The sequence below is a fragment of the Ruegeria sp. BHSC276 genome (assembly GCF_059612945.1).
Map to the genome: position 1 here is coordinate 112,658 of NZ_JBXWRP010000005.1, position 25,625 is coordinate 138,282.

22 protein-coding genes, 1 tRNA gene and 1 pseudogene are annotated in these 25,625 nt (G+C 62.3%); 15 read left to right on the forward strand and 9 right to left on the reverse strand.

Features of this window, described 5'->3' with window-relative positions; genetic code table 11:
• Positions 1-93 precede the first annotated feature (93 nt).
• The gene (gene gyrB, locus AC2FMD_RS09615; RefSeq protein ID WP_496687563.1) at positions 94-2,511 is read left to right on the forward strand and encodes a DNA topoisomerase (ATP-hydrolyzing) subunit B; all 2,418 of its coding nucleotides are present in this window, start codon (positions 94-96) and stop codon (positions 2,509-2,511) included.
• Between the two features lie 242 nt (positions 2,512-2,753).
• On the opposite strand, the gene AC2FMD_RS09620 is transcribed toward gyrB, so the two are convergent.
• From AC2FMD_RS09620 to AC2FMD_RS09640, 5 genes are read right to left on the reverse strand one after another with little or no spacing between them, the layout of a single operon-like run.
• Positions 2,754-3,311: a PqiC family protein gene (locus AC2FMD_RS09620; protein ID WP_496794963.1), complete on the reverse strand. Its 558-nt coding sequence runs from the start codon at positions 3,309-3,311 to the stop codon at positions 2,754-2,756.
• A 1-nt stretch (position 3,312) separates the two neighbouring features.
• Positions 3,313-5,397, reverse strand: a complete 2,085-nt coding sequence (locus AC2FMD_RS09625) for an MlaD family protein (protein ID WP_496794964.1) — start codon at positions 5,395-5,397, stop codon at positions 3,313-3,315.
• The gene (locus tag AC2FMD_RS09630; protein ID WP_496687568.1) at positions 5,394-6,029 is read right to left on the reverse strand and encodes a paraquat-inducible protein A; all 636 of its coding nucleotides are present in this window, start codon (positions 6,027-6,029) and stop codon (positions 5,394-5,396) included. Before AC2FMD_RS09630 ends, AC2FMD_RS09625 begins: the two co-directional genes overlap by 4 nt.
• Positions 5,996-6,613: a paraquat-inducible protein A gene (locus tag AC2FMD_RS09635; RefSeq protein ID WP_496687569.1), complete on the reverse strand. Its 618-nt coding sequence runs from the start codon at positions 6,611-6,613 to the stop codon at positions 5,996-5,998. The genes AC2FMD_RS09630 and AC2FMD_RS09635 overlap by 34 nt, the downstream gene beginning before the upstream one ends.
• Before the next feature lie 26 nt (positions 6,614-6,639).
• Positions 6,640-6,927 carry a hypothetical protein gene (locus AC2FMD_RS09640; protein WP_496687571.1) on the reverse strand — a complete coding sequence of 96 codons (288 nt, stop codon included), beginning with the start codon at positions 6,925-6,927 and terminating at the stop codon, positions 6,640-6,642.
• An 82-nt stretch (positions 6,928-7,009) separates the two neighbouring features.
• Between AC2FMD_RS09640 and mgtE the strand changes: the two genes are divergently transcribed.
• The 5 genes and pseudogenes from mgtE (at position 7,010) to AC2FMD_RS09665 (ending at position 11,773) form a co-directional block, all read left to right on the forward strand.
• Positions 7,010-8,383: a magnesium transporter gene (gene mgtE, locus AC2FMD_RS09645; RefSeq protein WP_496741453.1), complete on the forward strand. Its 1,374-nt coding sequence runs from the start codon at positions 7,010-7,012 to the stop codon at positions 8,381-8,383.
• A gap of 3 nt (positions 8,384-8,386) precedes the next feature.
• A complete protein-coding gene (locus AC2FMD_RS09650; protein WP_496681863.1) occupies positions 8,387-8,872 on the forward strand; it encodes an ATP-dependent zinc protease family protein in 486 nt (161 codons plus the stop codon).
• A complete protein-coding gene (gene rimK / locus AC2FMD_RS09655) occupies positions 8,869-9,774 on the forward strand; it encodes a 30S ribosomal protein S6--L-glutamate ligase (protein WP_496681862.1) in 906 nt (301 codons plus the stop codon). Before AC2FMD_RS09650 ends, rimK begins: the two co-directional genes overlap by 4 nt.
• 3 nt (positions 9,775-9,777) lie before the next feature.
• On the forward strand, positions 9,778-10,821 hold the full coding sequence (locus tag AC2FMD_RS09660) for a succinylglutamate desuccinylase/aspartoacylase family protein (RefSeq protein ID WP_496741455.1): 1,044 nt from the start codon (positions 9,778-9,780) through the stop codon (positions 10,819-10,821).
• A 158-nt stretch (positions 10,822-10,979) separates the two neighbouring features.
• Positions 10,980-11,773, forward strand: a pseudogene (locus AC2FMD_RS09665) (IS5 family transposase).
• A gap of 201 nt (positions 11,774-11,974) precedes the next feature.
• Here the strand turns inward: AC2FMD_RS09665 and AC2FMD_RS09670 are convergent.
• Positions 11,975-12,064 (reverse strand) — tRNA-Ser (locus AC2FMD_RS09670).
• 554 nt (positions 12,065-12,618) lie between these two features.
• Positions 12,619-13,581, reverse strand: a complete 963-nt coding sequence (hemC, locus tag AC2FMD_RS09675) for a hydroxymethylbilane synthase (protein ID WP_496681857.1) — start codon at positions 13,579-13,581, stop codon at positions 12,619-12,621.
• A gap of 106 nt (positions 13,582-13,687) precedes the next feature.
• Between hemC and hemE the strand changes: the two genes are divergently transcribed.
• On the forward strand, positions 13,688-14,722 hold the full coding sequence (gene hemE, locus AC2FMD_RS09680) for a uroporphyrinogen decarboxylase (protein ID WP_496687577.1): 1,035 nt from the start codon (positions 13,688-13,690) through the stop codon (positions 14,720-14,722).
• Between the two features lie 80 nt (positions 14,723-14,802).
• Here hemE and AC2FMD_RS09685 read toward each other — a convergent pair whose 3' ends face one another.
• Entirely contained in the window at positions 14,803-15,897 is a 1,095-nt protein-coding gene (locus tag AC2FMD_RS09685) for a CaiB/BaiF CoA transferase family protein (protein ID WP_496741467.1), read from the reverse strand.
• Between the two features lie 172 nt (positions 15,898-16,069).
• On the opposite strand from AC2FMD_RS09685, the gene AC2FMD_RS09690 reads away from it, so the two are divergent.
• The 8 genes from AC2FMD_RS09690 to uvrC all read left to right on the forward strand — a co-directional run bounded on the left by AC2FMD_RS09690 (position 16,070) and on the right by uvrC (position 24,726).
• Positions 16,070-17,362 (forward strand): TAXI family TRAP transporter solute-binding subunit, encoded by a 1,293-nt coding sequence (locus tag AC2FMD_RS09690; protein ID WP_496794965.1) that lies wholly within the window; start codon positions 16,070-16,072, stop codon positions 17,360-17,362.
• 74 nt (positions 17,363-17,436) lie between these two features.
• Positions 17,437-17,961 (forward strand): SRPBCC family protein, encoded by a 525-nt coding sequence (locus AC2FMD_RS09695; protein ID WP_496687583.1) that lies wholly within the window; start codon positions 17,437-17,439, stop codon positions 17,959-17,961.
• Between the two features lie 90 nt (positions 17,962-18,051).
• Positions 18,052-18,981, forward strand: a complete 930-nt coding sequence (locus tag AC2FMD_RS09700; protein WP_496681847.1) for an ABC transporter ATP-binding protein — start codon at positions 18,052-18,054, stop codon at positions 18,979-18,981.
• Positions 18,978-19,739 (forward strand): ABC transporter permease, encoded by a 762-nt coding sequence (locus AC2FMD_RS09705; protein WP_496681845.1) that lies wholly within the window; start codon positions 18,978-18,980, stop codon positions 19,737-19,739. The genes AC2FMD_RS09700 and AC2FMD_RS09705 overlap by 4 nt, the downstream gene beginning before the upstream one ends.
• Positions 19,740-19,843: 104 nt before the next feature.
• Positions 19,844-20,641 (forward strand): S49 family peptidase, encoded by a 798-nt coding sequence (locus AC2FMD_RS09710; RefSeq protein ID WP_496681844.1) that lies wholly within the window; start codon positions 19,844-19,846, stop codon positions 20,639-20,641.
• Between the two features lie 168 nt (positions 20,642-20,809).
• On the forward strand, positions 20,810-21,760 hold the full coding sequence (locus AC2FMD_RS09715) for a calcium/sodium antiporter (RefSeq protein WP_496687591.1): 951 nt from the start codon (positions 20,810-20,812) through the stop codon (positions 21,758-21,760).
• Positions 21,761-21,781: 21 nt separating this feature from the next.
• Positions 21,782-22,561 carry an SDR family oxidoreductase gene (locus AC2FMD_RS09720; protein ID WP_496687593.1) on the forward strand — a complete coding sequence of 260 codons (780 nt, stop codon included), beginning with the start codon at positions 21,782-21,784 and terminating at the stop codon, positions 22,559-22,561.
• Positions 22,562-22,851: 290 nt separating this feature from the next.
• On the forward strand, positions 22,852-24,726 hold the full coding sequence (gene uvrC, locus AC2FMD_RS09725; RefSeq protein WP_496712243.1) for an excinuclease ABC subunit UvrC: 1,875 nt from the start codon (positions 22,852-22,854) through the stop codon (positions 24,724-24,726).
• Here the strand turns inward: uvrC and AC2FMD_RS09730 are convergent.
• Positions 24,711-25,610 carry a DMT family transporter gene (locus AC2FMD_RS09730; protein WP_496794993.1) on the reverse strand — a complete coding sequence of 300 codons (900 nt, stop codon included), beginning with the start codon at positions 25,608-25,610 and terminating at the stop codon, positions 24,711-24,713. The two genes, uvrC and AC2FMD_RS09730, sit on opposite strands and share 16 nt — an antisense overlap.
• Positions 25,611-25,625: the final 15 nt, after the last annotated feature.

The window sequence follows — 25,625 nt, forward strand, 5'->3', positions numbered from 1 at the left end:
GCCCGAAAGAACCGGCACAAAATCTGGGGGGATGACGTGACATTCCCCACCAGAGAACGTATAAGTTACCAAAATAATATAGGTACTGACGGCATGTCCGAAGACGCACAGGCAAATCAGGAATACGGCGCGGAATCTATCAAGGTTCTCAAGGGGTTGGAGGCTGTCCGCAAACGCCCCGGGATGTATATCGGCGACACCGACGACGGCTCGGGCCTGCACCACATGGTGTACGAGGTCGTGGACAACGGCATCGACGAGGCTCTGGCCGGTCACGCCGACCATGTGACGGTCAAGATTCACGCCGATTCCAGCGTCTCGGTCAGCGATAATGGCCGCGGGATTCCGGTGGACATCCACCCCGAAGAAGGCGTCTCGGCGGCCGAGGTCATCATGACCCAGCTGCACGCCGGCGGGAAATTCGACTCGAACTCCTACAAGGTGTCGGGCGGCCTGCACGGCGTGGGCGTGTCGGTGGTAAACGCCCTGTCCGACTGGCTGGAGTTGCGCATCTGGCGCAACGGCAAGGAACATTTCGCCCGGTTCGAACGCGGCGAGACCGCCGAGCACCTGAAGGTGGTTGGCGAATGTGGCGACCGGACCGGAACCGAGGTGCGGTTCCTGGCCTCGACCGACACGTTCTCGAACCTCGACTATTCCTTCGAGACGCTGGAAAAGCGACTGCGCGAGTTGGCCTTCCTGAATTCGGGCGTGCGGATCATTTTGATCGACGAGCGCCCGGCCGAGCGGCTGGAGACCGAGCTGTTCTACGAGGGTGGCGTCAAGGAGTTCGTGAAGTATCTCGACCGCTCGAAGACGCCGATGATGCCCGAGCCCATCTATATCACGGGCGAGCGCGACGAGATCGGCGTCGAGATCGCGATGTGGTGGAACGACAGCTATCACGAGACGGTCCTGCCCTTCACCAACAACATCCCGCAGCGGGATGGCGGCACCCATGTGGCCGGTTTCCGCGCCGCCCTGACGCGCACGATCAACAACTATGCCCAGTCCAGCGGGATCGCGAAGAAAGAAAAGGTCAACTTTACCGGCGATGACGCGCGCGAAGGTCTGACTTGCGTGCTGTCGGTCAAGGTGCCCGACCCGAAATTCTCGAGCCAGACCAAGGACAAGCTGGTCAGCTCCGAGGTGCGCCCTGCGGTCGAAGGGCTGATGAACGAGAAACTGGCCGAGTGGTTCGAGGAAAACCCCAACGAGGCCAAGACCATCGTCAGCAAGATCATCGAGGCCGCGCTGGCGCGCGAGGCCGCCCGCAAGGCGCGCGAACTGACACGCCGCAAGACGGCGATGGACGTGAACTATCTGGCCGGCAAGCTCAAGGATTGTTCCGAGAAGGATCCGTCCAAGACCGAACTGTTCCTGGTCGAGGGGGACTCGGCCGGTGGTTCGGCCCAGACCGGCCGCGATCGTCTGACGCAGGCGGTTCTGCCCCTGCGCGGCAAGATCCTGAACGTGGAGCGCGCGCGCTTCGACCGGATGCTGTCCAGTCAGGAGATCGGCAACCTCGTGATGGCGCTGGGCACCGGGATCGGGCGGGACGAATTCGACATTTCGAAGCTGCGCTACCACAAGATCGTCATCATGACCGATGCCGACGTTGACGGCGCGCATATCCGCACCCTGCTCTTGACCTTCTTCTATCGGCAGATGCCCGAGTTGATCGAAGGCGGCTATCTCTATATTGCGCAGCCGCCGCTCTACAAGGTTTCGCGTGGCAAGTCCGAGGTCTACCTGAAGGATCAGGCCGCTCTGGACGACTATCTGATCAACCAGGGGATCGAGGGCGCGGTGCTCAGGCTGGGGTCGGGCGAAGAAATCGTGGGGCAGGATCTGGCCCGCGTGGTCGACGAGGCACGGCAACTCAAACGCGTGCTGGATGCATTCCCGACGCACTACCCGCGGCATATCCTGGAACAGGCCGCGGTTGCGGGAGCCTTCGTACCTGGCGCGGTGGATGCTGACCTTCAGGGCGTGGCCGACAAGGTCGCCGCGCGGCTGGATTTGATCGCGCTGGAATACGAGCGCGGCTGGCAGGGCCGGATCACGCAGGATCACGGTATCCGCCTGGCCCGCATCCTGCGCGGCGTCGAGGAAGTGCGGACGCTGGATGGCCCGATGCTGCGATCCGGCGAGGCGCGCAAGACCGGCAGCTTCACCCAGAGCCTGCAAGAGGTCTATAGCCTGCCGGCCACTTTGGTCCGACGGGATCGGGTACAGGTGATCCACGGCCCGCTGGACCTGTTGCGCGCGATCCTGGAAGAGGGTGAAAAGGGTCTGTCGCTGCAGCGGTACAAGGGCTTGGGTGAGATGAATCCCGATCAGCTTTGGGAAACCACGCTGGACCCCGACGCGCGGACGCTGTTGCAGGTGCGTGTCGATGACATGGTCGAGGCAGATGATTTGTTCACCAAGCTGATGGGCGACGTTGTTGAGCCGCGCCGCGAGTTCATCCAGAAAAACGCGCTGAGCGTCGAGAACCTGGATTTCTGAGGTGGTGTACGACCGCCCATAAGCTTGCGCTCGCCGCATAAGCTTGCGCGCTTTGCCCAAAAGTCTGCGCGTGGCGTCGTACTCGAGCGCCATGCCAGTTCTTTGGGAGATTTCTGGAAGCCGATACTCACACCCCGCGAGGGTTTGTAGATCCCACGCTTCATGGTGCGCCGTGACTATCGTGCGTCCTGTACTTTTAGATCGAGGTAGCTACCCCGAGGCCCCTCAGCGGCCACTTCCCCTCACATCGCTTGCGATATCTGCCTGGACAACTCGGCCAGCGCTCGGCCCAACGCATTGGCAGTGGCCGGCGCGCCTGATCCGACAATCGGCGTCACGATATCGAAACGCCGCACCAACTCGCGAACGGTTCGTTCAGGTGATGAGACCGCGTATTGGCCCGACAATTCGAAATTGCCGTCGGCGCGGGCATAGGCCTGATCGACACGCACATCCAGCCGGACATCCGGGCCGGTATTCAGCGGCCAGGGCTCGGCCGCGACCGATGCGCCAGTTCGTTCGCTCAGTCCGCGTGCCAGGGCCGAAGTCATGCCACGCGCCGGATCATCGGCCCATTGCGCGCGATCTTGCGTGAACAGTGCCCCACCTTCGCCTTGCGCCACGATATCCGATCCTGCGGCGTAGGCCGGCAACGAGACCTGCCTCACCTCGATCGTGCGTGACCGCAGGTTGGCGGTGCGCTCCCCAGGAGGGGCCGCAATCAAGTAGCGCGGATCGTTTGCGCCTGAACAGGCCGACAAAAGGGCAATCGGCAAAAGCAGTATCGCAGCTTTTTTCATGTCATTTTCCAAAAACCAGGGAATTCGGGTTCCGTTCGATCTTGCGGGCCAGCAAAGACACCGCCTGCGCGGCGGCCTTGACCTCGCGCAGAACGCTCAGCGCCTCGGTGTTGAACGCCGAGTTGTCTCCGTAAGCGGCCAGCAGGGCTTCGGACTGGGCAAGCAACTGCTCCAGCCGGGCGGTCAGGGACGGCAGATCCTCAGTCGCCGCCGAGACGGCTTCGGCGGCGCTGCGGGCCGAGGCCATCGCGGCGTTGGCGTTGTCCACCATTTCGCCCTCGCGCAGGCTAGTCAGGGTCGCCCGCACCTCGTCGAGCGCGTCGACCATCGCCCCAGGGAGCGCACGGGCGTCATCGGTTCCGATCAAGGCGTCGGCACTGGATATCAACTGATTGGCGGCCCGGATCAACTCTTCGGCTTCCAGCGCGTTGGCCTTGGCAGCGAGCGTGCGGAATTCATCGACCAGCGCGGGCAGTTCTTCCGAGGTCGCGGCCAGATTCGCCGTGATCTTCCTGCCCTGTTCCAGCGCAGAGGCCAGATTGGCGACCGCCTGACCCCGCTCCAGTTCGGCCATTATGGACCGCAGGCCGGCAATCGCCGCCCGCAGCTCGGCCGGCAAGGCCTGCGTCTCTGGATCCGACACGAGCGCGCGGGTGTCCTGCAACAGCGCCACCGCCGCCTGTGGGGCCTGGCGGATGTTTTCATCCGAGACCAGCGCCTCGATGCTGGCCAAGGTGTCGACGGCCTGGGAAATCAACTCCTCGATCGGCAGGTTGCTGATCCGCTCCAACGCCCCTTCTGCGGTGGCCGTGAAATCCGGCAAATCCGACGGGGCGCTTGGCAGCAGCGGGAACGGCTCGGCATCGCGCTGGAATTCCGCCGGGTCAGCATCCTCCAGCATCGCCAGTTCGACGAACAACTCGGAACTGAACAACCCGGACGAGGCAAGACGAGCCCGCATGCCGTTGATGACGGCCTGTTCGAGAAAATCGAAAACCTCCTCTTCGCCCGCACCTTGCGGCAGCCCCATCAGCGCGGGGTCAAGCAACAGCTTCACGACCAGCCGCACCTCGGCTTCGTCGCTTTCGTTCTCGATTACGGCGTTGACACTGCCAACCTCGCCTACCGTAACCCCGCCCAGCTTGACGGCGGCGCCATTGGTCAGGCCGGCAACGGATTCATCGAAGGCAACGGCAACCTCGACCCCGCCGGATCGCGACCGGGCGAACGCCGTGCGTCGGGCAGACGCTTCGTCGGGGTAGATGTCGAAGACCGCGCCGGAACTGACCGGCCTGCCGCCCTCGAACACCGTGTCGAATTCGATGCCGCCTGCAACCAGCGAGGCGATGCTGTCCACGTCCAGCGACAGCCCACCTGCCCCGATTGAGACCGAAAACCCGGACGAATCCCAGAACCGCGTTGCCGAGTTGATGCGGCGGTCGTGCGGGGCCTCGATGAAGGCGTCGACCACGATGCTGTCGCCACTGACCGTCAGACGCGGGCGTTCCAGCCGTCCGACCTCGATCCCGCGAAACAAGACCGGGGCGCCTTCGGAGACCATGCGGCCATCCTCGGTGCGCAGCGTGATCCGCCGGCCGGCCCGACCGGGGTGGGCCAGGGGTGGGCTTTCGGCACCATCGAAGCGGGTGCGCGCCTTGCCGGTGGTCTGATCCCAGGCACCTTCGATATAGACGCCGGACAAGACGGTGCTGAGGCCGGACACGCCGCGCGCGCTGACCTCGGGGCGCACGACCCAAAAGGTCGCGTCCTCATCAAGGTAGGGTGCAATCTCCTTGTCGATGCGGGCCCATACGGACACGCGTGACAGGTCATCGGCAAATCCCACGTCCTCGACCTTGCCGATCACCACGTCCCGATAGCGGACGGTTGTGTCATCCGGGGTGATCCCCGAGGCGTTTTCGAAAGTGATTTCGATCAGGATGCCGCGATCGGCATAGGATTTCCACGCCACACCCAGCGAAACCAGCAAGGCCACCAGCGGCACAAGCCAGATCGGCGACAGGTTGCGCCACATCGACGGGCGCGGTTCCGAAACATCCAGATCGGCAGGTTCAGGGGGGGTCATTCAGCGCTCCGGCTGTTGGCGGCCCAAATTAGCCGCGGATCAAAACTCTGGGCCGCCAGCATGGTAAAAGCAACCGACAATGCGAAACTTACCGCGGCAATACCGGGGCTGATGCTGGCTGCAAAGTCAAGCTGGACCAGCGCGGTCAGGATCGCCACGACAAACACGTCGATCATCGACCAGCGGCCGATGAACTCGACAATCTCGAACAGAACCAGCCGGCTGTGGCTGTCCAGAGTCGACGGGCGGCGCACCGAAATCGCCAGATATCCGATGGCCACGAATTTTGCGATCGGGATGAAGATGCTGGCGAAAAACACGATGAAACCGACCCCGAAAGCGCCATGGGCAAACAGTTCGACAATGCCGCCGATCAGCGTGCTTTCCGAACTGTGCCCCAGCGTGGTCGTGCGCAGCATCGGGTAGACATTGGCTGGGACATAGGCAATCAGCCCGGCAGCCAGCCAGGCCCAAACGGCTTGCAAGCTGGCCGGATCCGGCGGCGCAATCGCGCTGCCGCACAGGGTGCAAACCCCAGAGCCCCCGGGATTGACGGCCCCGCACATCCGGCAGCCTATGAACCCTGCGCGGCTGGCGGTCAGGAATCGCTGCGCGTTTTCAGTGTTTTCCATACCGTCATCCTGCAGATTGCGCTGTCGGTCATCACCGTGACCACCAGCAGCGCCGCAAAGGACCAAAACGCCGGCCCCAAATCGACCCGGGCCAGGCCCGACACTTTGACCAGCGCAACCGCCACCCCGATTATGAAGATCTCGGCCATGGCCCAGGGCTTGATCCATTCCGCCCAGCGATAGACTTCCACCGCGTGTTTGGCGGGACGCCACCCCAAGGCCATCGGCGCCAGCGTGTAGATCAGCGCACAGAACCGCGCCGCCGGCAGCAACACGATCAGGAAGGCCGTGGCAAAAGACAAAATGGCCATCGGCCCCTGCGAGAATGCCAGAACGGCATCGTACACCGACGCGCGATGCGACAGCCCCTGCGCGTTGAGTTCAAGAAACGGAAAGCCTGCCGCGGCCACAAGCAGGATCAACGCGGTCACCGACAGCATTGTGACACGTGTCATCGCACCCGATTTGGGCGCGGCCAGCACCGAGCCGCAGCACGCGCATCTGGCGATCCGGTACTTTGGCACGTCCCGATCACGATGCAGCACATCGCACACGGGACAGGCAATCAGGTCATCAGTGTTCATCGTGCCACCCTGAAACGGTTGCGCCGTCATTCGGGTGGAACCGATCCGTGCAACACGTCCTTGCCCACCCGCCTGTAGTTGACAAACGAATTCGCACTCATGACCACGAAAAAGCTGTCCATATCAATCAGTACATAACCCTTCTCGAGCAATGCGCGAGACAACGCCGTCACGTCGTCCTCGTAGAGACGCCGACGCCCGCACAACTCCCGCAGCAGTTTTTGCGGAATCCGGTATCGACCCGAAGATTTTCCGCCGAATTCCCGCCCATAGAGTTCAGCCAGCTTTTCTGCGACCTGTTCCAGTTCCTGCATGCCATTTAGCCATAATTTTTTGCCTATAGACAAAAATTTATCACCAATATACATCGGGCGCAACAGGCGAGGCAACGAGACGATGACCGATTCAGCAGAAACCGTTCTGGAACCCGAAGATCTGTCCCAGCGGATCAAGGCTGCGGCGGATGACGCGCGCGCCGAAGATCTTGTTGCCTTGCTGGACCCGCTGACCAGCAGCGAGGCGCTGCGCGAGCTGTTGCAGCTGACGCCGGTGGAGCGGGATACGGTTCTGCAGATCCTACCGGTCGAACTGGCAGCCGACCTGATCGAGGAAGCCCCCAACGAGATGGCCGTCGAACTGGTCGAACGGCTGGAACCGGATCGTGCGGCCGAGATCATCGAGCAGCTGGATTCCGACATCCAGGCCGACGTGATCGGCGAACTGGAAGAAGAGGACGCCGAGGCCATCCTGTCCGAAATGGACGAGGAAGAGGCCGCCGATGTCCGTCGCCTGAGCGCCTATGACGACGACACCGCGGGCGGCCTCATGATGTCCGAGGTGTTCAAGTTCCGCGACGATCAGACCGTCGGCAACGTTCTGCGCCAGTTGGCATCGGACGATGAGGATTTCGAGCGGTATCGTGGTCAGCACCCATATATCGTCGATGCGGATGGGCGCGCGGTCGGTGTGGTCTCGCTGCGCAGCCTGCTGACGGCGAAGCGAAGCGACAAGCTGACCACGATCATGGTGCCGCCCTTGACGGTTCCTTTGCATGCACCGCTGGACCAGCTTGAGGACGTGTTTGACGAGCACCCGTTCCTGGGCGTGCCGGTCGTCGATGAAAACGGCGTCCTGGTCGGGGTGGTGTCGCGGACGGCGGTGGCCGACGCGATCCGCGAACGGTCGGAAAGCGAAAGCCTGAAGCGTCAGGGTGTGGTGGGCGACGAGCTGCGCTCGATGCCGCTGATGCTGCGGTCGCGCCGCCGTCTGGCATGGCTGACCGCGAATATCGGGCTGAACATCATCGCGGCCAGCGTGATCTCAGCCTACGAGGAAACCCTGGCGGCCGTCATCGCGCTGGCCATCTTCCTGCCGATGGTCTCGGACATGAGCGGCTGTTCCGGCAACCAGGCGGTGGGCGTCACCATGCGCGAACTCAGCCTTGGCCTGGTGCGCCCGATGGATGCATTCAGGGTCTGGGTCAAGGAAATCTCGGTCGGGGTCATCAACGGAATCGCGCTGGGTATCCTGATCGGGGTGGTCGCGTGGCTTTGGAAGGGCAACCCGGCGCTGGGGATCGTGATCGGCGTCGCGCTGGCCCTGAACACGATGCTGGCCGTGTCGATCGGCGGCGTGGTCCCGTTGATGCTCAAGCGTCTGGGTCAGGACCCGGCCGCCGCCAGCGGGCCGCTGCTGACCACGATCACCGACATGGCCGGGTTCTTCTTCGTGCTCAGCCTGGCGACATTGCTGATGCCGTGGTTGGTGTGACACATGAAACAGAAACAGGACGGGACCATGGACAATACGACGCGGATCATAGGTTGGATGGAATACGTCGATCTACCCGACCTGCCGCTGAACAACATCAAGGCCAAGATCGACACCGGGGCGCTGACCTCGGCCCTGCACGCGATGGAGATCAAACGGTTTCTGCGCGACGGCCATCAATGGGTTTCGTTTCTGACCGAGGACACGGCCGGCGACGGCCTCGTAAAGATCGAAGCGCCCATCAAGGAAAGGAGGGACATCAAGAACACAAGCGGGGTGCCCGAGAACCGGATCGTCATCCGGACGACCATCAGGGTCGGCGATGAAACCTGGCCGCTGGACGTGTCTTTGACTGACCGCAGCAACATGAAGTTTCAAATGATCGTCGGCCGCGCGGCGCTGAAACAACATTCCATCGCCGTGCACACCAATCGCGCGCACCTGCTGCGCAAGAAACCCAGGAAACGCAGAGTAAAGGTAAGCCAATGAAAATTGCCATGCTGGCGCGCAATGCCAAACTGTATACCCACCAGCGCCTGAAGGCCGCCGCCGAAGAGCGCGGGCACGAGCTGGACATCATCGACACGCTGCGATGCTACATGAACATCGCCAGCCGCCGCCCCGAGATCTACTACAACGGGCAGAAGCTCACGGGCTATGACGCGGTGATCCCGCGGATCGGGGCCTCGGTCACGTTCTACGGCACGGCCGTGCTGCGTCAGTTCGAGATGATGGGCGTCTACCCGCTGAACGAAAGCGTGGCGATCGGACGGTCGCGGGACAAACTGCGCTCGATGCAGCTGCTGGCGCGCGACGGTATCGGTCTGCCTGTCACCACCTTCGCCCATGACCCGAAACAGACGGAAGAAGTGCTGAAGCTGGCCGGCGGCGCGCCGATCGTGATCAAGCTGCTGGAAGGCACCCAAGGCATCGGCGTGGTTCTGGCCGACACCAACCGCTCGGCGAAATCCGTGGTCGAGGCGTTTCGCGGCGCCGGCGTGAACATCATGCTGCAGGAATTCATCAAAGAGGCCGGCGGAACTGATATTCGCGCCATCGTGATCGGTGGCAAGGTGGTGGCCGCCATGAAGCGCACCGGGGCCGAGGGCGACTTCCGCTCGAACCTGCACCGAGGCGGATCGGCGCAGGTGGTCAAGCTGACACCCGAGGAACGCGCCACGGCCGTGCGCGCCGCCAAGACCATGGGCCTGAACGCCTGCGGCGTGGACATGCTACGCGCCAATCACGGCCCGGTGGTGATGGAGGTCAACTCGTCGCCCGGCCTGGAGGGCGTTGAAAAGGCGACCGGCCTGGACATCGCCGGCAAGATGATCGAGTTCCTTGAAAAGAACGCCAAGGCCGGGGCGACCAAAACCAAAGGCAAAGGCTGATCCATGAAGACGCGGCCTCATTTCACGATCGGAAAAACCAAGGTGGCGCCGGGGTCCCGGCTCACCGTGTATCTGCCGGTCAGCGTGCTGTCGGATCACACACCGGTCACCATGTCGGCCCATGTCGTGCATGGCCGGTATGATGGCCCCACGCTGTTCGTCAGCGGCGGCGTGCATGGCGATGAGGTGATCGGCGTCGAGATCATCCGCCGCCTGCTGCGCGCGCCCAACCTGTCCACGCTCAGGGGCACGCTGATCGCGGTACCGATCGTCAACACATTCGGGTTCATCAGCCATTCCCGCTACCTGCCCGACCGGCGTGACTTGAACCGCGTCTTTCCGGGCAGCGAACACGGATCGCTTGCGTCCCGGCTGGCGCATCTTTTCATGACCGAGATCGTGGCGCGGTCCGATCTGGGGATCGACCTGCACTCGGCCGCGATCCATCGGACGAATTACCCGCAGATCCGGATCTCGCCGGACAACCCACGCACCAAGGAACTGGCCGAGGTTTTCGGTGCGCCAATCGTCATGAAATCACCGTTGCGCGATGGTTCACTGCGCGCCGCCGCCAAGGAAGCCGGAACGGATGTTCTGCTCTACGAGGCCGGCGAAGGCCTGCGGTTCGACGAGCTGTCGATACGGGCGGGGCTCGCGGGTATCCTGCGCGTGATGCGGCACATGAAGATGGTTCCTGTAAAAGGCATCTCAAAACCCAAGGCCAAGCCGCATTTCTGCAACTCCAGCAAATGGCTGCGCGCACCGATGGGGGGCGTCCTTCGCGTCTACAAAGCCGATGGTGAACTGGTGCGCAAGGGCGACCTGATGGGGTCGGTCTCGGACCCGTTCGGAGAGCAGGAGATGGAAATACTTGCCCCGTTCGACGGGCTGATTGTCGGCCGGGCAGTGATGCCCGTGGTCAACGAAGGCGACGCCGTGTTCCACCTTGGCCGTGTTGAGTCAGTTGAGCAGGCCGGCGAGTCGGTAGAAGACCTCAGCGCGCAATTGGAAGACGACCCGATGTTCGATGAGGATGAAATTCTCTGACACGGACGTAACGGGGAGCACCTCAGCAAGACAATGCTTCTTTGAACAGAAAACCTTGATTTGAACTTACTGTAAAAACGCTTTTCCAGTCGCTAGGGTCAGGACCCCTTGGGTTCTGGGTGACGGCGTGTTTCATGGTTCAAAAACGAGCGGTGAACATGTCTGATCTTTTCTGGCTGACAGATGCGCAGATGGCGCGTCTTGAGCCTCTCTTTCCGAAGCCCCACGGCAAACCCCGCGTCGATGATCGGCGTGTGTGAAGCGGTATTATTTTCATCAATCGCAATGGGTTAAGATGGCGCTATGCGCCTGCAGCTAATGGTCCGCACAAGACACTCTACAATCGCTGGAAGCGTAGGAGCGACAAGGGCATCTTCGGCCGGATGATGTCTGGTCTGGCCGCCGAACATGGCGAGACGAAGACCGTGATGATCGATGCCACCTATCTGAAGGCACACCGCACCGCGACCGGCATGGGCGTCAAAAAGAAGGGTGTGGACGCCTGATCCGTTGTCCGGCAGGCGATTGCAAAGCAATCTGCCGAGAGGGGCCGAACCAAGGGCGGCATGAACACCAAGCTGCATGCCATCTGCGACAGCCAGGGACGACAAATTGACCTGTTCGTCACCACCGGTCAAGTCAGCGACTACGTCGGCGCGCGGGCGCTGCTTAGCTGCCTGCCGAATGTGGATTAGTTGCTTGGCGACCGCGGCTATGATGCGGATTGGTTCAGAGAAGCGTTGAAAGACAAAGGGATACGCGCATGCATCCCTGGCCGGAAACAGCGAAAGAAACCGATCAAGTACGACAAGCGCCGCTACAAACGACGCAACCGCATTGAGATCATGTTAGGCAGACTCAAGGACTGGCGACGCGTTATGATTGCTGTTCAAAGGTTTTCCTCACGGCCATCGCTCTGGCCGCGACCGTTACCTATTGTTATGAACCCTGACCCTCGAACCCCTTTGTATAAAGAAAGCTTTTTTCCCTGGTTTTGATAGCCATTGTCACTTCACTGCCTGGCAAGCAATGTAAAGAAAAATGTAAAGCGATTTGTATAGCAGAATTGGCCAAAGTAGAGCGGGCTACTTTGCGGAATGGCAAAAAAACACTCAAAGACAAAGGCTTGAGAAAATCTCAATGTGAGGATGGGTGGCGGAGACGAAGGGATTCGAACCCTCGAGACGGTTTCCCGCCTACTCCCTTAGCAGGGGAGCGCCTTCGACCACTCGGCCACGTCTCCGTTGGCGGGTATATCCTTGCCCGACACCCGGATACAAGGCGATTTTCCAGCAAAGATCCATTTTTTGTGAACGGTAGAAACTCGACGGGATGACTCGTGTCATCTCATTGGCTTGTTCGGGATGAGTCGCGAACAGAAACAGTTGCTGAGAGGTTGCGAGCACGATGTCTGTTTCCGCGATTGCTCCAACCGAAAGGCGGACGGAACCAGGACAAGCTGCACGCAATGGCAAAACGTTCCTCCGCAAAGTTCAACCACGTCAAACACAGGCGCGACGAATGAGGTCGATTCGGCCCAGTTTTCCCGTCTGCGACCAGTTACCAATCTGGTCGTACCTTTGGTGCGGTCGTCGACGGACCGCTGCCAGCATTTTGGCAACGGTCCGTCTCGATCAGGCCGTCAATCCGGTCTCGCCCCCTCGAATACCAACTACAAAGAATACGAAATAAAATCTTCGATACATTCGAGACCAGCGACTTGCCCGATCCGGTATACCAGTTATGCCGGGGATCAACTTCCGCGACAGTGAAGCAGTTCACATTCCCGAAATTTTTCTAAATTTTGCGCCAATCGAAAAAGCCCGGCCCTGCTTGCCGAAGCAATCTGGTTGCCATGGCGCGGCCCATCTCTAAAGCGTCTTCGATGGCGCCGGTCAAAGTATCGGAGATCGATTCGGAGCCGTCGGGGCGCAGGACTTCGCCGCGCAGACGCAGCTGGCCATCCGCTATCTCGGCCAAGCCGGCGATCGGCGTTTCGCAGGACCCGTCCAGGGCGGCCAGCAAGGCGCGTTCCGCCGTCAGGCGTTGGGCGGTTTCCGCGTGATGGATGGCCTCCAGCATTGCGGCGGCCCGGCTGTCGTCCGCGCGGCGTTCGATGCCGATCGTGCCTTGCGCGATGGCCGGCAGCATGTCGTCCGGCGAGATCGCGGTGGCAGGCACGTCCTGCATGTTCAGGCGGCGGAGGCCGGCCATGGCCAGGAACGTGCATTGGGCCACACCATCGGCCAGCTTCTTCAGCCGGGTCTGCACGTTGCCCCGGAATTCGACCACGTTCAGATCGGGTCGGCGGTGCAACAATTGTGCCCGCCGCCGCAGCGACGAGGTGCCGACGACCGCGCCCTCGGGCAGGTCAAGGATCGAGCTGAGGCGAGGCGAGATGAAGGCATCGCGCACGTCCTCGCGCGGCAGGAACGTGTCTAGCACCAGCCCCTGCGGCTGTTCGACGGGCATGTCCTTGGTCGAGTGCACGGCGATGTCGATGTCCCCACCCAGCATCGCCTCTTCGATTTCCTTGGTGAACAGGCCCTTGTTTCCGATCTCTTTCAATGGGCGGTCCGCGTCGATCATGGCGCGGTTGTCGCCAGTGGTCTTGATCACCACGATCTCGAATGCCTGTTCGGGCAGGTCGAAGGCATCGCACAGCCGCTGACGGGTTTCATGGGCCTGGGCCAGCGCCAGCGGCGAACCACGGGTGCCGATCTTCAGCGGCGATGCGGGGGTGGGCAGGGTCAAAGTCATGGGCACAGCTTTAGTCGCGTCACATTGCCCTGACAATGGGGGCCACGCTTGACATTTTGCCGCTGAAGGCGGACCCGTTGCGCGAACCGGAATAGTGGGGGCTGACATGGCCGAGAACAAGAAACTGCTGCGGGCGCTGGCGGGCGAGGTACTGGACACGCCGCCGATCTGGATGATGCGACAGGCCGGACGCTATCTGCCCGAATACCGCGCGACGCGGGAACAGGCGGGCGATTTCCTGTCGCTGTGCTACACCCCCGATCTGGCGGCCGAGGTGACGCTGCAGCCGATCCGCCGCTATGGGTTCGATGCCGCGATCCTTTTTGCCGACATCCTTCTGGTGCCGCAGGCGCTGGGCGCCGATCTTTGGTTCGTCACCGGTGAAGGGCCGCGCCTGTCGACGATCACGCAGCAATCGGATTTCGACGCCTTGAAACCCGTTGATACGATCCACGAAACCCTGTCGCCCGTCTATGAAACCGTGCGTATCCTGTCGCGCGAACTGCCGTCCGAGACGACGCTGATCGGCTTTGCCGGCGCCCCGTGGACCGTTGCGACCTATATGATCGCCGGGCGTGGCACCCCTGATCAGGGCCCCGCCCACGCCCTGCGTGAGGAAAACACCGCGCTGTTCGAGGCGTTGATGGACCGGATCACGGCGGCCACGATCGAATATCTGTCGGCTCAGATCGAAGCGGGGGCCGAGGTGGTCAAGATTTTCGACAGCTGGGCCGGGTCGCTGAAAGGTGAGGCTTTCACCAAATACGCGGTCGAGCCGTGCCGGATCATCACCGAGGCGCTCAAGGAACGCCACCCGGGCATTCCGGTTATCGGTTTCCCGCGTGAGGCGGGCGAGGGTTATGTCGGTTTCGCGAAGGCCACCGGCGTCGATTGCGTGGCGCTGGACAACTCGGTTGCGCCGGAATGGGCGGCCGAACAGGTGCAGGTAGATGGCTGCGTGCAAGGCAACCTGGCCTCGTCGCACATGGTCACCGGCGGGCAAGCGCTGGTGGATGAGACCCGTCGCATTGTGCGCGCCTTTTCCAAGGGGCCGCATATTTTCAACCTGGGTCACGGGATAACACCGGATGCCGACCCGGAAAATGTGCAGTTGATGATCGACACGGTGCGCAGCGGGTAGGCAGCGTGCGAGGGGGCCAGCCCCCTCTTGGCCGTTGGCCAATTCACCCCCGGGATACTTTCGGCCAGATGAAGGGTGTGTCAGGTCTTTTGGGAGCCTTGGAGTTCGATCAGGATTTCGGTCGTGTGTTGGCCGCGGGCCGGGCTAGGTTTCGGCTGCCATTGATGGGTGGAGAAGCGCGGGGCGGCGGCGGCCTGCAAGGTGCCGTCTGCCGCGCGCCAGGTTTGGCGGGCAGTATTCATCGGATGGGTTGCGGCCTCGTCGGGGCTGAGCACCGGGGCGACGCAGGCGTCTGAGCCTTCAAACAGTTCGGCCCAATGGTCGCGCGGTTTGGTTGCGAAGATTTCCGCCAGATGCCGGGTCAGGTCTGGCCAGCGTGTGCTGTCGTATTGTTGCTGGAATGCTGGGTCGTGGGACAGGCCCAGGATTTCCAGGAATTGGGCATAGAATTTCGGTTCGAGACATTGGACCGAAACAAAGCCGCCATCCGCGCAGGTGTAGGTGCGGCTCCAATGCGGGCCGTCCAACAGGCTCTGGCCGCGCGTGTCGGACAGGTTGCCGGTCTGGCCCAGGCTCATCAGCAGGTTCATCATATGCGCGGACCCGTCGTAGATGGCGGCGTCGACGACCGTGCCCGTGCCGGTTACGCGCGCGTTTAGCAGCCCGGCCAGTATGCCGGTGACCAGATACATCGCGCCGCCGCCGATGTCGCCGACCAGCGTGGCCGGGGTCATCGGTTCGGTGCCGGGTGGAGAGCCGTACCAGAGCGCTCCGGACAGGGCGATGTAGTTCAGATCATGTCCTGCGGTGTCGGAAAGCGGGCTGTCCTGGCCCCAGCCAGTCATGCGGCCATAGACCAGCGCCGGGTTCAGCGCGTGGCAGGTATCGGGCCCCAAGCCCAGCTTCTCCATTACGCCGGGCCGGAAGCCCTCGATCAACGCATCGGCGGATGCGATCAGGCGCCGGGCGGTTTCGAGGTCGTCGGGGTCCTTGAGGTCGAGCGCGATCGAGCGTTTGCCCCGGTCCAGCACGGATCGGTCCGGCATGCCCGGTGTGACGGCACCCCCCTTGCGGTGGATGGTCACGACATCGGCCCCCAGATCCGCCAGCAGCATGGCGGCGAACGGGCCGGGGCCAAGCCCCTCGATTTCGACGACGCGGAATCCGTTGAGCATATGTATCCTCCCGGTTCGCGATGCTTTCGGCTTGGCCATGCGAATGCAAGGGCTGGGTGCCGAAAACGTGGCGTCGGGTGAAAAAACCGATGAACGGCCCGGTCTTCGGGGCGCTTGCAAGCCAGGGTCGGCTGGCCTAGCGTTTTCGGCGGGATGTGGAGCGAGGGCTGGAATGCGGCTTTGGATCATGATCGGCGCGGCGCTGGTGGCGGCGGCATTGACCGCGATCGTCCTGCATCTGCACCCTCCGGGCAGCCTGCGGATGGCCGGAGGCCCGAGCGGCGGGGCCTATGAGCAGATCGCGCAGGACTATGCCGAGATTCTGGCGCGTGACGAGATCCGGGTGGAGATTCTGGAAACTGCGGGTTCGGTCGAGAATGCCCGTCTGATCGAAAGCGGCGAGGCAAATGCCGCGCTGCTGCAAGGCGGCATCGTGGTCGATCCCGACAAGGTCGAAGCAATCGGAACGGTTTTCTACGAACCGATGATATTCATGACGCGCGCGGATGCCAGTATTCCCAGCAACCCGGCGCTTTGGCGAGACCTTAGTATCAACCGTGGCGCGGACGGGTCAGGCACGGCCGATGCCTTTCGCGATTTCGAGCGTGTGGTCGGCCTGTCCGAGGCGGACAACATCCATGTGTCGCTCGATTATGATCAGGCTGCCGAGGCCTTGCTGGACAACAGGTTGGATATCGCGGTCTTCGTTGCCCCGATCGAGGCGCCCTACCTGCTGGCGGCCTATCAGGAGCCAGGGCTGAAGGTGCTCGAACTGGAGCATGTCGAGGCGATCTCGCGCCGGTTGTCCTATGCGACGGTGGTCACGGTTCCGGCCGGCGGAATGTCACTGGATCCGGTCCTGCCGCCGCGGCCGGTCAAGCTGATCGCGCTGCAAGCGCGATTGGTCGTGCAGGCCGACATTCATCCCGCCTTGGTCAACCGTCTGACGATGGCCGCGATCGAGTTGCATCGGGCGCGGGGCATCATCACCGATGCAGGAGAATTTCCGGGAGTCGAGGGAACGGGCCTGCCGGTCAGCAGTGCCGCGCGAAGGTTGATCGACGAAGGCCCCAGCACGTGGCACAATCTTCTGGCCTATTGGATCGCGGCCCAGGTCAACCGCGTGTTGCTGCTGTTCCTGCCATTCTTTTTCATCGTGGTGCCTTTGGTGCGTGTACTGCCCAAGGCCTATGCCTATCTGCAACGGTGGCGTGTCTGGCAGCATTACCCCGAAATCCGGCAGATCGAGCTTGAGCTTGCCGCCGACCCGTCGCCGGATCAGCTTGGGGACATGCAGGCGCGTCTGCACGAACTGGATGAACGGCTGGCCGAGCTTCGATTGCCGGCCGCTTACCGGCAGGGCCAGTATGACGCGCGGCTGCATGTCGATCTGGTCCAGAAGCGGGTTGCCGAATTGCAGGCACAGGTCGACCTGCGGCAGGCGCACCGCGCCACCCGCGCATGATGGCTGTTGCAAGCTACCGTCTTTCGGGGCTAGGTCTTTTGGGAACCATGCCAGGCAAGAAAGGGGGCGCACCCATGCAGATGAGTGACACGCGCGAGATTCAGGCGGCGCCTGCGGATGTCTTTGCGGCTCTGCTGGACCCCGAGGTCCTGAAAGCCTGCGTCCCCGGCGCGCAAGAGGTCACCGGCAATCCGTCCGACGGGTACGAGGCCACCGTGGTGCAGAAGGTCGGCCCGGTGAAGGCGACGTTCAAGGGGACGGTGACCATGTCGGACATGGTCGAGGGTCAGCGCCTGACCATCGAGGGGGAAGGCAAGGGCGGGGCCGCGGGCTTTGCCAAGGGCGGCGCCACGGTGACCTTCGCCCCCAGCGACAGCGGCGGAACCGTTCTGTCCTATGACGTCGAGGCCAAGGTTGGCGGCAAGCTGGCGCAACTGGGCAGCCGCTTGATCGACGGCTTTGCCAAGAAGATGGCCGACCAGTTCTTTGCCAACCTGCAGGAGCATTTCGAAGGCCCCGCCCAGCCGGACGAGAGTGCCGACCCCGAGGCGAAACCCGAAAAGAAAGGGTGGTTGGGCCGCCTGACCGGGCGCGACTAGGTCTGCACGGATGCGCATGCCCTTGTGCGGATTTGGCCTGTTCCGGGCAGGATCGGCGCGCTAGGGTCTGCACCGGAACGGGAAGGACGCATGACGACCATTCTTTCGATCAAGGATCTGCGCAAAACCTACGATGACGGTTTCGAGGCGCTCAAAGGCGTGTCGCTGGACATCCGGCAGGGAGAGATACTGGCACTTCTGGGGCCCAACGGCGCCGGCAAGACCACGCTGATCTCGACCATCTGCGGGATCACCACGCCGACCTCTGGCACCGTCACCGTGGGCGGGCACGACATTCAGGCCGATTTCCGGGCCGCGCGTCGGATGATCGGCCTTGTGCCGCAGGAAATCGCGCTGGAGCCGTTCGAGAAGGTCTGGAACACCGTGCGCTTTTCCCGCGGGTTGTTCGGCCTGGGCCAAGACAGCGCCCGGATCGAGGAGATCCTGCGCAAGCTGTCGCTGTGGGACAAGCGCAAGAACGCGATCAAGGAACTATCGGGCGGCATGAAGCGGCGGGTGCTCATCGCCAAGGCGCTGGCGCACGAGCCGCGAGTGTTGTTTCTGGATGAACCCACTGCCGGCGTGGATGTCGAGCTGCGCAAGGACATGTGGGCCATCGTCGACGAGCTGAAGGCCGCCGGCGTCACCATCATCCTGACCACGCACTACATCGAAGAGGCGGAGGCCATCGCCGACCGCGTGGGCGTGATCGACAAGGGTGAGCTGCTGCTGGTTCAGGACAAGAAGACGTTGATGGCGCAGATGGGCAAGAAGCAGATCGAGGTCATGCTGACCTGCACGATCCCGTCCATTCCCGACAGATTGGCCCATCACAACCTGGTGCTGAACGGGCAGGGGGATGCGCTGATCTATACCTATGACACCAATGCCGAACGGACCGGCATCACCACCCTGTTGAACGACGTGGCTGAGGCCGGGCTGATACTTCGCGACGTGCAGACCCGGCAATCGAGCCTCGAGGAGATATTCGTCACGCTCGTGTCCGGAGACGTCGCATGAACTGGACTGCCATCGCCGCCATCTACCGGTTCGAAATGGCCCGGTTCTTCCGCACCCTCGCGCAGAGCTTTCTGTCGCCGGTCCTGTCCACCTCGCTCTATTTCGTGGTATTCGGAACCGCCATCGGTAGCCGGATCCAGGAGATCGAGGGCGTATCCTACGGCGCCTTCATCGTGCCGGGGCTGATCATGCTGTCGGTGGTGATGCTGTCGATCTCGAACGCGTCCTTTGGCATCTATTTTCCCAAGTTCCTGGGCACGATCTATGAATTGCTTTCGGCCCCTGTGAATTTCATCGAGATCGTGATCGGCTATGTCGGCGCGGCGGCCACCAAGGCGCTGTTCGTGGGGTTGGTGATCCTGGTCACGGCGACCTTCTTCGTGGATATCCGCATTGAACACCCCTTTGCCATGGCCGCTTTCCTGATCCTGTCCTGCCTCAGCTTTTCGCTGCTGGGTTTCATCGTGGGTATCTGGGCCAGCAATTTCGAACAGATGTCGCTGGTGCCGCAGCTGGTGGTGACGCCGCTGATCTTTCTGGGCGGCACGTTCTACTCGATCTCGATGCTGCCGCCGGTGTGGCAGACGATCTCGCTGTTCAATCCGGTGGTCTATTTGATTTCGGGTTTTCGCTGGTCGTTCTACGGGCTGTCTGACGTGCCCATCCTGCTTAGCCTGCTGGCGATCCTTGCCTTTACCGGCATCTGCCTTGCGGTGATCGGCTGGATCTTCAAAACCGGATGGCGCATCCGCAGCTAGGGCGTTGCATTTTTGCCGATCACGGCCGCGAATTTCAGTCACGTCGCGTTTCCGCCGGTTCCGGTCCCTTGTTTACGGGTTGGGCGCACTCTACATCGGCACCCATGAAACTCAGCCTGCCGTTTCTGAAAAAGCACCCCGTCGTTGCCGTGGTCCGTCTGTCGGGCGCCATCGGCATGGCCGGTCGCGCCTCGATGAGCGATACCGTGCTGGCGCCGGTTCTTGAAAAGGCATTCCGCAAGGGCAAGCCTGCCGCCGTCGCGCTCGAGATCAACTCGCCCGGCGGATCTCCGGTGCAAAGTTCTCTGATCGGCGCGCGAATCCGTCGGCTCGCCGACGAGCTGAACGTGCCCGTGCATGCCTTCGTCGAGGACGTGGCGGCCTCGGGTGGCTATTGGCTGGCGGCCTCGGCGGACCGGATCTGGGCCGACGACAGCTCGGTTCTGGGGTCGATCGGGGTGATTTCCTCGGGGTTCGGTGCGCATGTCTTCATCGCGCGTCAGGGCATCGAGCGGCGCGTACATACGGCGGGTCAGTCGAAATCCATGCTGGACCCTTTCGCCCCGGAAAAGCCCGAGGATGTCGCGCGGCTGAAGGGGCTGCTCGAGGATATCCATCACAACTTCATCGCGCATGTCAAAGCCCGCCGGGGCGATCGGTTGGATGAAACGGCCGATCTGTTCACCGGCGAGGTCTGGCTGGCGCGGCGCGCGCAGGATCTGGGCCTGATCGACGGCATCGCGCATCTGAAACCCAAGATGCAGGAGCTGTTCGGCGACAAGGTCCGGTTCCGCCGCTATGGCCTGCGCAGGCCGATCTGGTCGCGTTTCGGGGCGGAAATGGCCCAAGACGCGCTGGCTATGCTCGAGGAGCGCGCGGCCTTCGCGCGTTTCGGCATGTGACATGATCATCAAGGCTGTCACTCTTTTCCTGATCGCGATGGGCGTGCTGGCGATGTTCGGCAAGCTGCGCTTTCCCGGTCAGAGACGTCTGAGCTCGGCCAAATGCCCGCGGTGCGGGCGGTTCCGCATTGGTAAAGGCCCCTGTGCATGTGAAAAAGGAGGCCGTGGATGACGGCGTGGCTGCTTTCCGGCCTTGGTCTGTTGATCCTTTTGCTGGCGGGCGACGCGCTGGTGCGTGGCGCGGTGAACCTCAGCCTGCGGCTGGGCGTGCCGGCATTGATCGTCAGCCTGACGATCGTGGCCTTCGGTACCTCGGCGCCCGAATTGCTGATCGCGATCAAGGCGGTTCAGGAACATGCGCCCGGTATCGCGCTGGGCAATGTGGTGGGGTCGAACACGGCCAACATCCTGCTGGTCCTGGGCATTCCGGCGCTGTTGGCAACCATCCACAGCAGCGAATGCGACACCCGCAGGAACTTCATCTACATGATCCTGGCCTCGGTTCTTTTCATCGGGCTTGCTTTCTGCGGCGTGTTCACCCTGTTCAGCGGCGCGATTCTGCTGGCGGGGCTGGCCCTGATACTGCTGAACGCCTTCCGCGAGGCGCGGGCTCATCGAAACGCCTGCACCGCGCAGGAAGAGATTGAGCTTCTGGAAGAGGCCGACCCGGACATGCCCTATTGGAAGGTCGCGATGTTCCTGATCCTGGGGCTGGTCGGCCTGCCTATGGGGGCGCATCTGCTGGTGGACAACGCCACGATCATTGCCCGCACCTATGGTATCAGCGAAACCGTGATCGGTCTGACATTGGTGGCCGTCGGCACCTCGTTGCCGGAACTGGCGACGACGGTGATGGCGGCGTTGCGTCGGCAGGCGGATGTTGCGCTGGGCAACGTGATTGGGTCGAACATGTTCAACCTGCTGGCCATCGTCGGCATCGCTACGCTGTTCGGGCGCATCCCGGTCGATCCCGAATTTCTGCGATTCGACTTGTGGGTCATGCTGGCTGCGTCGCTTCTGCTGGTTCCGTTCGTGTTTTTCAAGCGCGACATTACCCGCACCTGGGGCTTTATCTTGACGTTTCTTTATGCGGCCTATCTCGTGGCGCTGCTGGCGTGATCTGACCTGGGGAGGCTGCGTATGACCCGAGCATTGGTGACCGGTGCGGGTGCCCGCCTGGGGCGGGCGATGGCGCTTTATCTTGCGCAACGTGGCATAGATGTGGCCGTACATTACGCGACCTCGCAAGGGGCGGCGTCCGAGGTCGTGTCCCAGATCGAATCCCAGGGCCGCAAGTCGACTGCTTTGCAGGCCGATCTGCTGGAGGAGTCCCAGGTCGAGGCCCTGTTGCCGCGCGCGGCCGAGGCGCTGGGCGGGCCGATCACCTGCCTGGTCAACAACGCCTCGATTTTTGAATACGACAACATCCATACCGCAACGCGCCAAAGTTGGGACCGGCACATGGAGAGCAACCTGCGGGCCCCCTTCGTGCTGACACAGGCCATGGCGCGGCAGGGTCTCAAGCCCGCAATCGACGACAGTGGCGAGCCGGTGGCGACTGGTCTGGTCGTCAACATGATCGACATGCGGGTGCGCAAGCTGACGCCCGAATTCATGTCATACACCATTGCCAAGATGGGGTTGTGGGCCCTGACCCGCACCGCGGCGCAGGCGCTGACCCCGACGATCCGCGTCAATGCGATCGGGCCGGGTCCGACCTTGCAGGGCCACCGACAAAGCCCCGAACATTTTCAGGCGCAGCGCAGGAACACCATTCTGGAACGGGGGGCAAACCCGTCGGACATCACTGCCGCGCTCGGCTATTTCCTCGATGCGCATGCGGTCACGGGGCAGTTATTGTGCGTCGACGGCGGGCAGCATCTGGGCTGGCAGACGCCGGACGTTCTGGGCGTAGAATAGGTGAATCCGGTGCAAGTTTTGCACCGCTCGCGATCGTGTTACATGTCCGTTACAAAAAGGCCTTTTTTTTCATGCACTTGTACGCCGGTCAAAAAAATTTCATGCAAAAACAATAGCTTGATATTCCGCCTATTTTTTGTGCAAGGCGGAGAAAACGCAAGGATTCAAGGAAGAATTCCAGTTCAGGGAAACTTGTCCGCACAGTTATCCACAGGAATCGTGGATTTGTTTTCTCTTGATCTGGGGCGCGCAAGATTGCAGCCACGGGCAGAGAATCGTATCTGATGAGCATGACCGCGGACAACAGATCTCAAGCTGATCCTGAAATCACGGGTTACGCCTGCATCCAGCGCTATGTGAAGACATTGGACAGTTCGCCGGGTGTCTATCGGATGCTGGATGCGGACAGCCGGGTTCTGTATGTCGGCAAGGCGCGCAACCTGCGAGCGCGGGTGTCGAACTACACCCGACCGGGACATTCGCCCCGGATCGAGCGGATGATCGCCTCGACCGCGTCGATGATGTTCCTGACCACCCGGACCGAGACCGAGGCGCTGCTGCTGGAGCAGAACCTGATCAAGCAGCTCAAGCCCAAATACAACGTGCTGCTGCGCGACGACAAAAGCTTTCCCAACATACTCGTCGCCAAGGACCACCCGTTTCCGCAGATCAAGAAACATCGCGGGGCCAAGAAGGAAAAGGGCGCCTATTTCGGCCCCTTCGCCAGCGCGGGCGCGGTGAACCGCACGCTGAACCAGCTGCAGAAGGCGTTTCTGCTGCGCAACTGTTCGGATTCGATGTTCGACAGTCGCACCCGGCCCTGCCTGCTCTATCAGATCAAGCGCTGTTCGGGGCCGTGCGTGGGCATGATTTCGCAGGCCGACTATGCTGAAAGCGTGCGCGACGCCGAGCGGTTCCTGTCCGGACGCTCGACCCGTATCCAAGAGGAACTGGCCGCGCAGATGCAGGAGGCCTCGGACGCGATGGAGTTCGAGCGTGCCGCCGCCCTGCGCGACCGGATCCGCGCGCTGACGCAGGTACAGACGGCGCAGGGCATCAACCCACGCGGTGTGGCCGAGGCGGATGTGATCGGCCTCTACATGGACAGCGGTCAGGCCTGCGTTCAGGTGTTCTTCATCCGTGCCAACCAGAACTGGGGCAACCGCGATTTCTATCCAAGGGTCGGGCCCGACGTCTCCTCGGCCGAGGTGATGGAGGCCTTTCTGGGTCAGTTCTACGACAACAAGGAACCGCCGCGCCAACTGATCCTGTCGGACGGGATCGAAAACGCGGACCTGATGCAGCAGGCCCTGTCCGAAAAGGCCGGCCGCAAGGTCGAGATATTGGTGCCGCAGCGGGGCGAAAAGCTCGAGCTGGTCTCTGGCGCGCTGCGCAACGCGCGCGAGGCGCTGGCCCGCCGCATGTCGGAAAGCGCGACGCAGGCCAAGCTCCTGCGCGGTCTGGCCGAGGCCTTTGATCTGGACGCGCCGCCGAACCGGATCGAGGTCTATGACAACTCGCATATCCAAGGCACCAACGCGGTGGGTGCGATGATCGTGGCCGGTCCCGATGGGTTCATCAAGAATGCCTATCGCAAGTTCAACATTCGCGGCGACGACCTGACGCCGGGCGACGATTTCGGCATGATGAAAGAGGTGCTGACCCGCCGCTTCACCCGCCTGCTGAAAGAGGACCCCGACCGCGACAAGGGCATGTGGCCCGATCTGCTGCTGATCGACGGGGGCGCGGGGCAGGTGAGCGCCGTGCACGAGATCATGCAGGCGCATGGGGTCGAGGACATCCCAATGGTCGGTGTCGCCAAGGGCGTCGATCGCGACCATGGCAAGGAAGAGTTCCACCGCATCGGCCAGCGCCCCTTTGCCCTGAAGCGCAACGACCCGGTTCTGTATTTCATTCAGCGGCTACGGGACGAGGCGCACCGCTTTGCCATCGGCACCCATCGCGCCAAACGCGCCAAGGCGATGGGAGCGACGCCGCTCGATGAAATCCCGGGCGTGGGCGCGGCCCGTAAACGCGCACTGCTGGCGCATTTCGGCAGCGCCAAGGCGGTCAGCCGCGCCAATCTGGCGGATCTGAAGGCGGTGGACGGGATCTCGGCCGGTCTGGCGCAGAAGGTCTATGATTTCTTTCACGAAAAAGGCTGATTCCGCTGGCGCCCGCGCCACAGAATGTACAGCCCCGAGGCCACGATCAGCGCGCTGCCCAGCCACATGGCCTGGTCCAGACGTTCGTCAAAGATCAGCACGCCCAGCCCGATGCCGAAAATAAGGCGGGTATAGCGAAACGGGGTCACGGCCGACACTTCACCCGTCCGCATGGCCAGCATTAGCGAAGCATAGGCCACCGCCCCCATCACCACGGCTCCGGTCAGATGCAGGGCGGTTTGGGCGTCCACCGGCACCACGGCGGCGCCCTCGAAAACCAGGTACAGACCACCGGCAACGACAATTGACAGAAAGCCGTAAAACCCAAGAACGGTGGTCCCCAGCGTGGCAGGGGCGGCGCGGCTGGCCAGATCGCGGCCGGCAAAGCCCAGCATTCCCAGCACCGCAAGAATGGACAGGGCCGAGAAACTGTCTCCGGTTGGCTGGATGATGATCACCACTCCGATCAGTCCGACCATGATGGCGCTCCAGCGTCGCCAGCCGACGGTTTCCCCGAAGAACAACGCGGCACCCGCCACCACGACCAGCGGCGTGGCCTGCAGGATCACCGTGGCCGAGGACAGCGGCGTCAGGGCGATGGCCAACACATAGAACAGGCGACCGAAGACTTCGAACAGCACTCGGATCTTCATCGGCTTGGACAGGACATCGGGGTGCAGCAACCGCCGCCCCTGTAGCAACGCGAACCCGGCGAAAATCAGCGCCCCGCCCAGCCCGAACAGCACCAGAACCTGCCAGATGGGGAGCACTTTGGCTGTACTTTTCAACAGCGCGTCCTCCAGGGCGAACCCAGCCATGGCCGCGATCATCCAGGCGCTGCCGGTCAGGTTGGCGCGCGCATCGGTTCTGATATGTGAGGTCACGGGGCGGATCTTTCC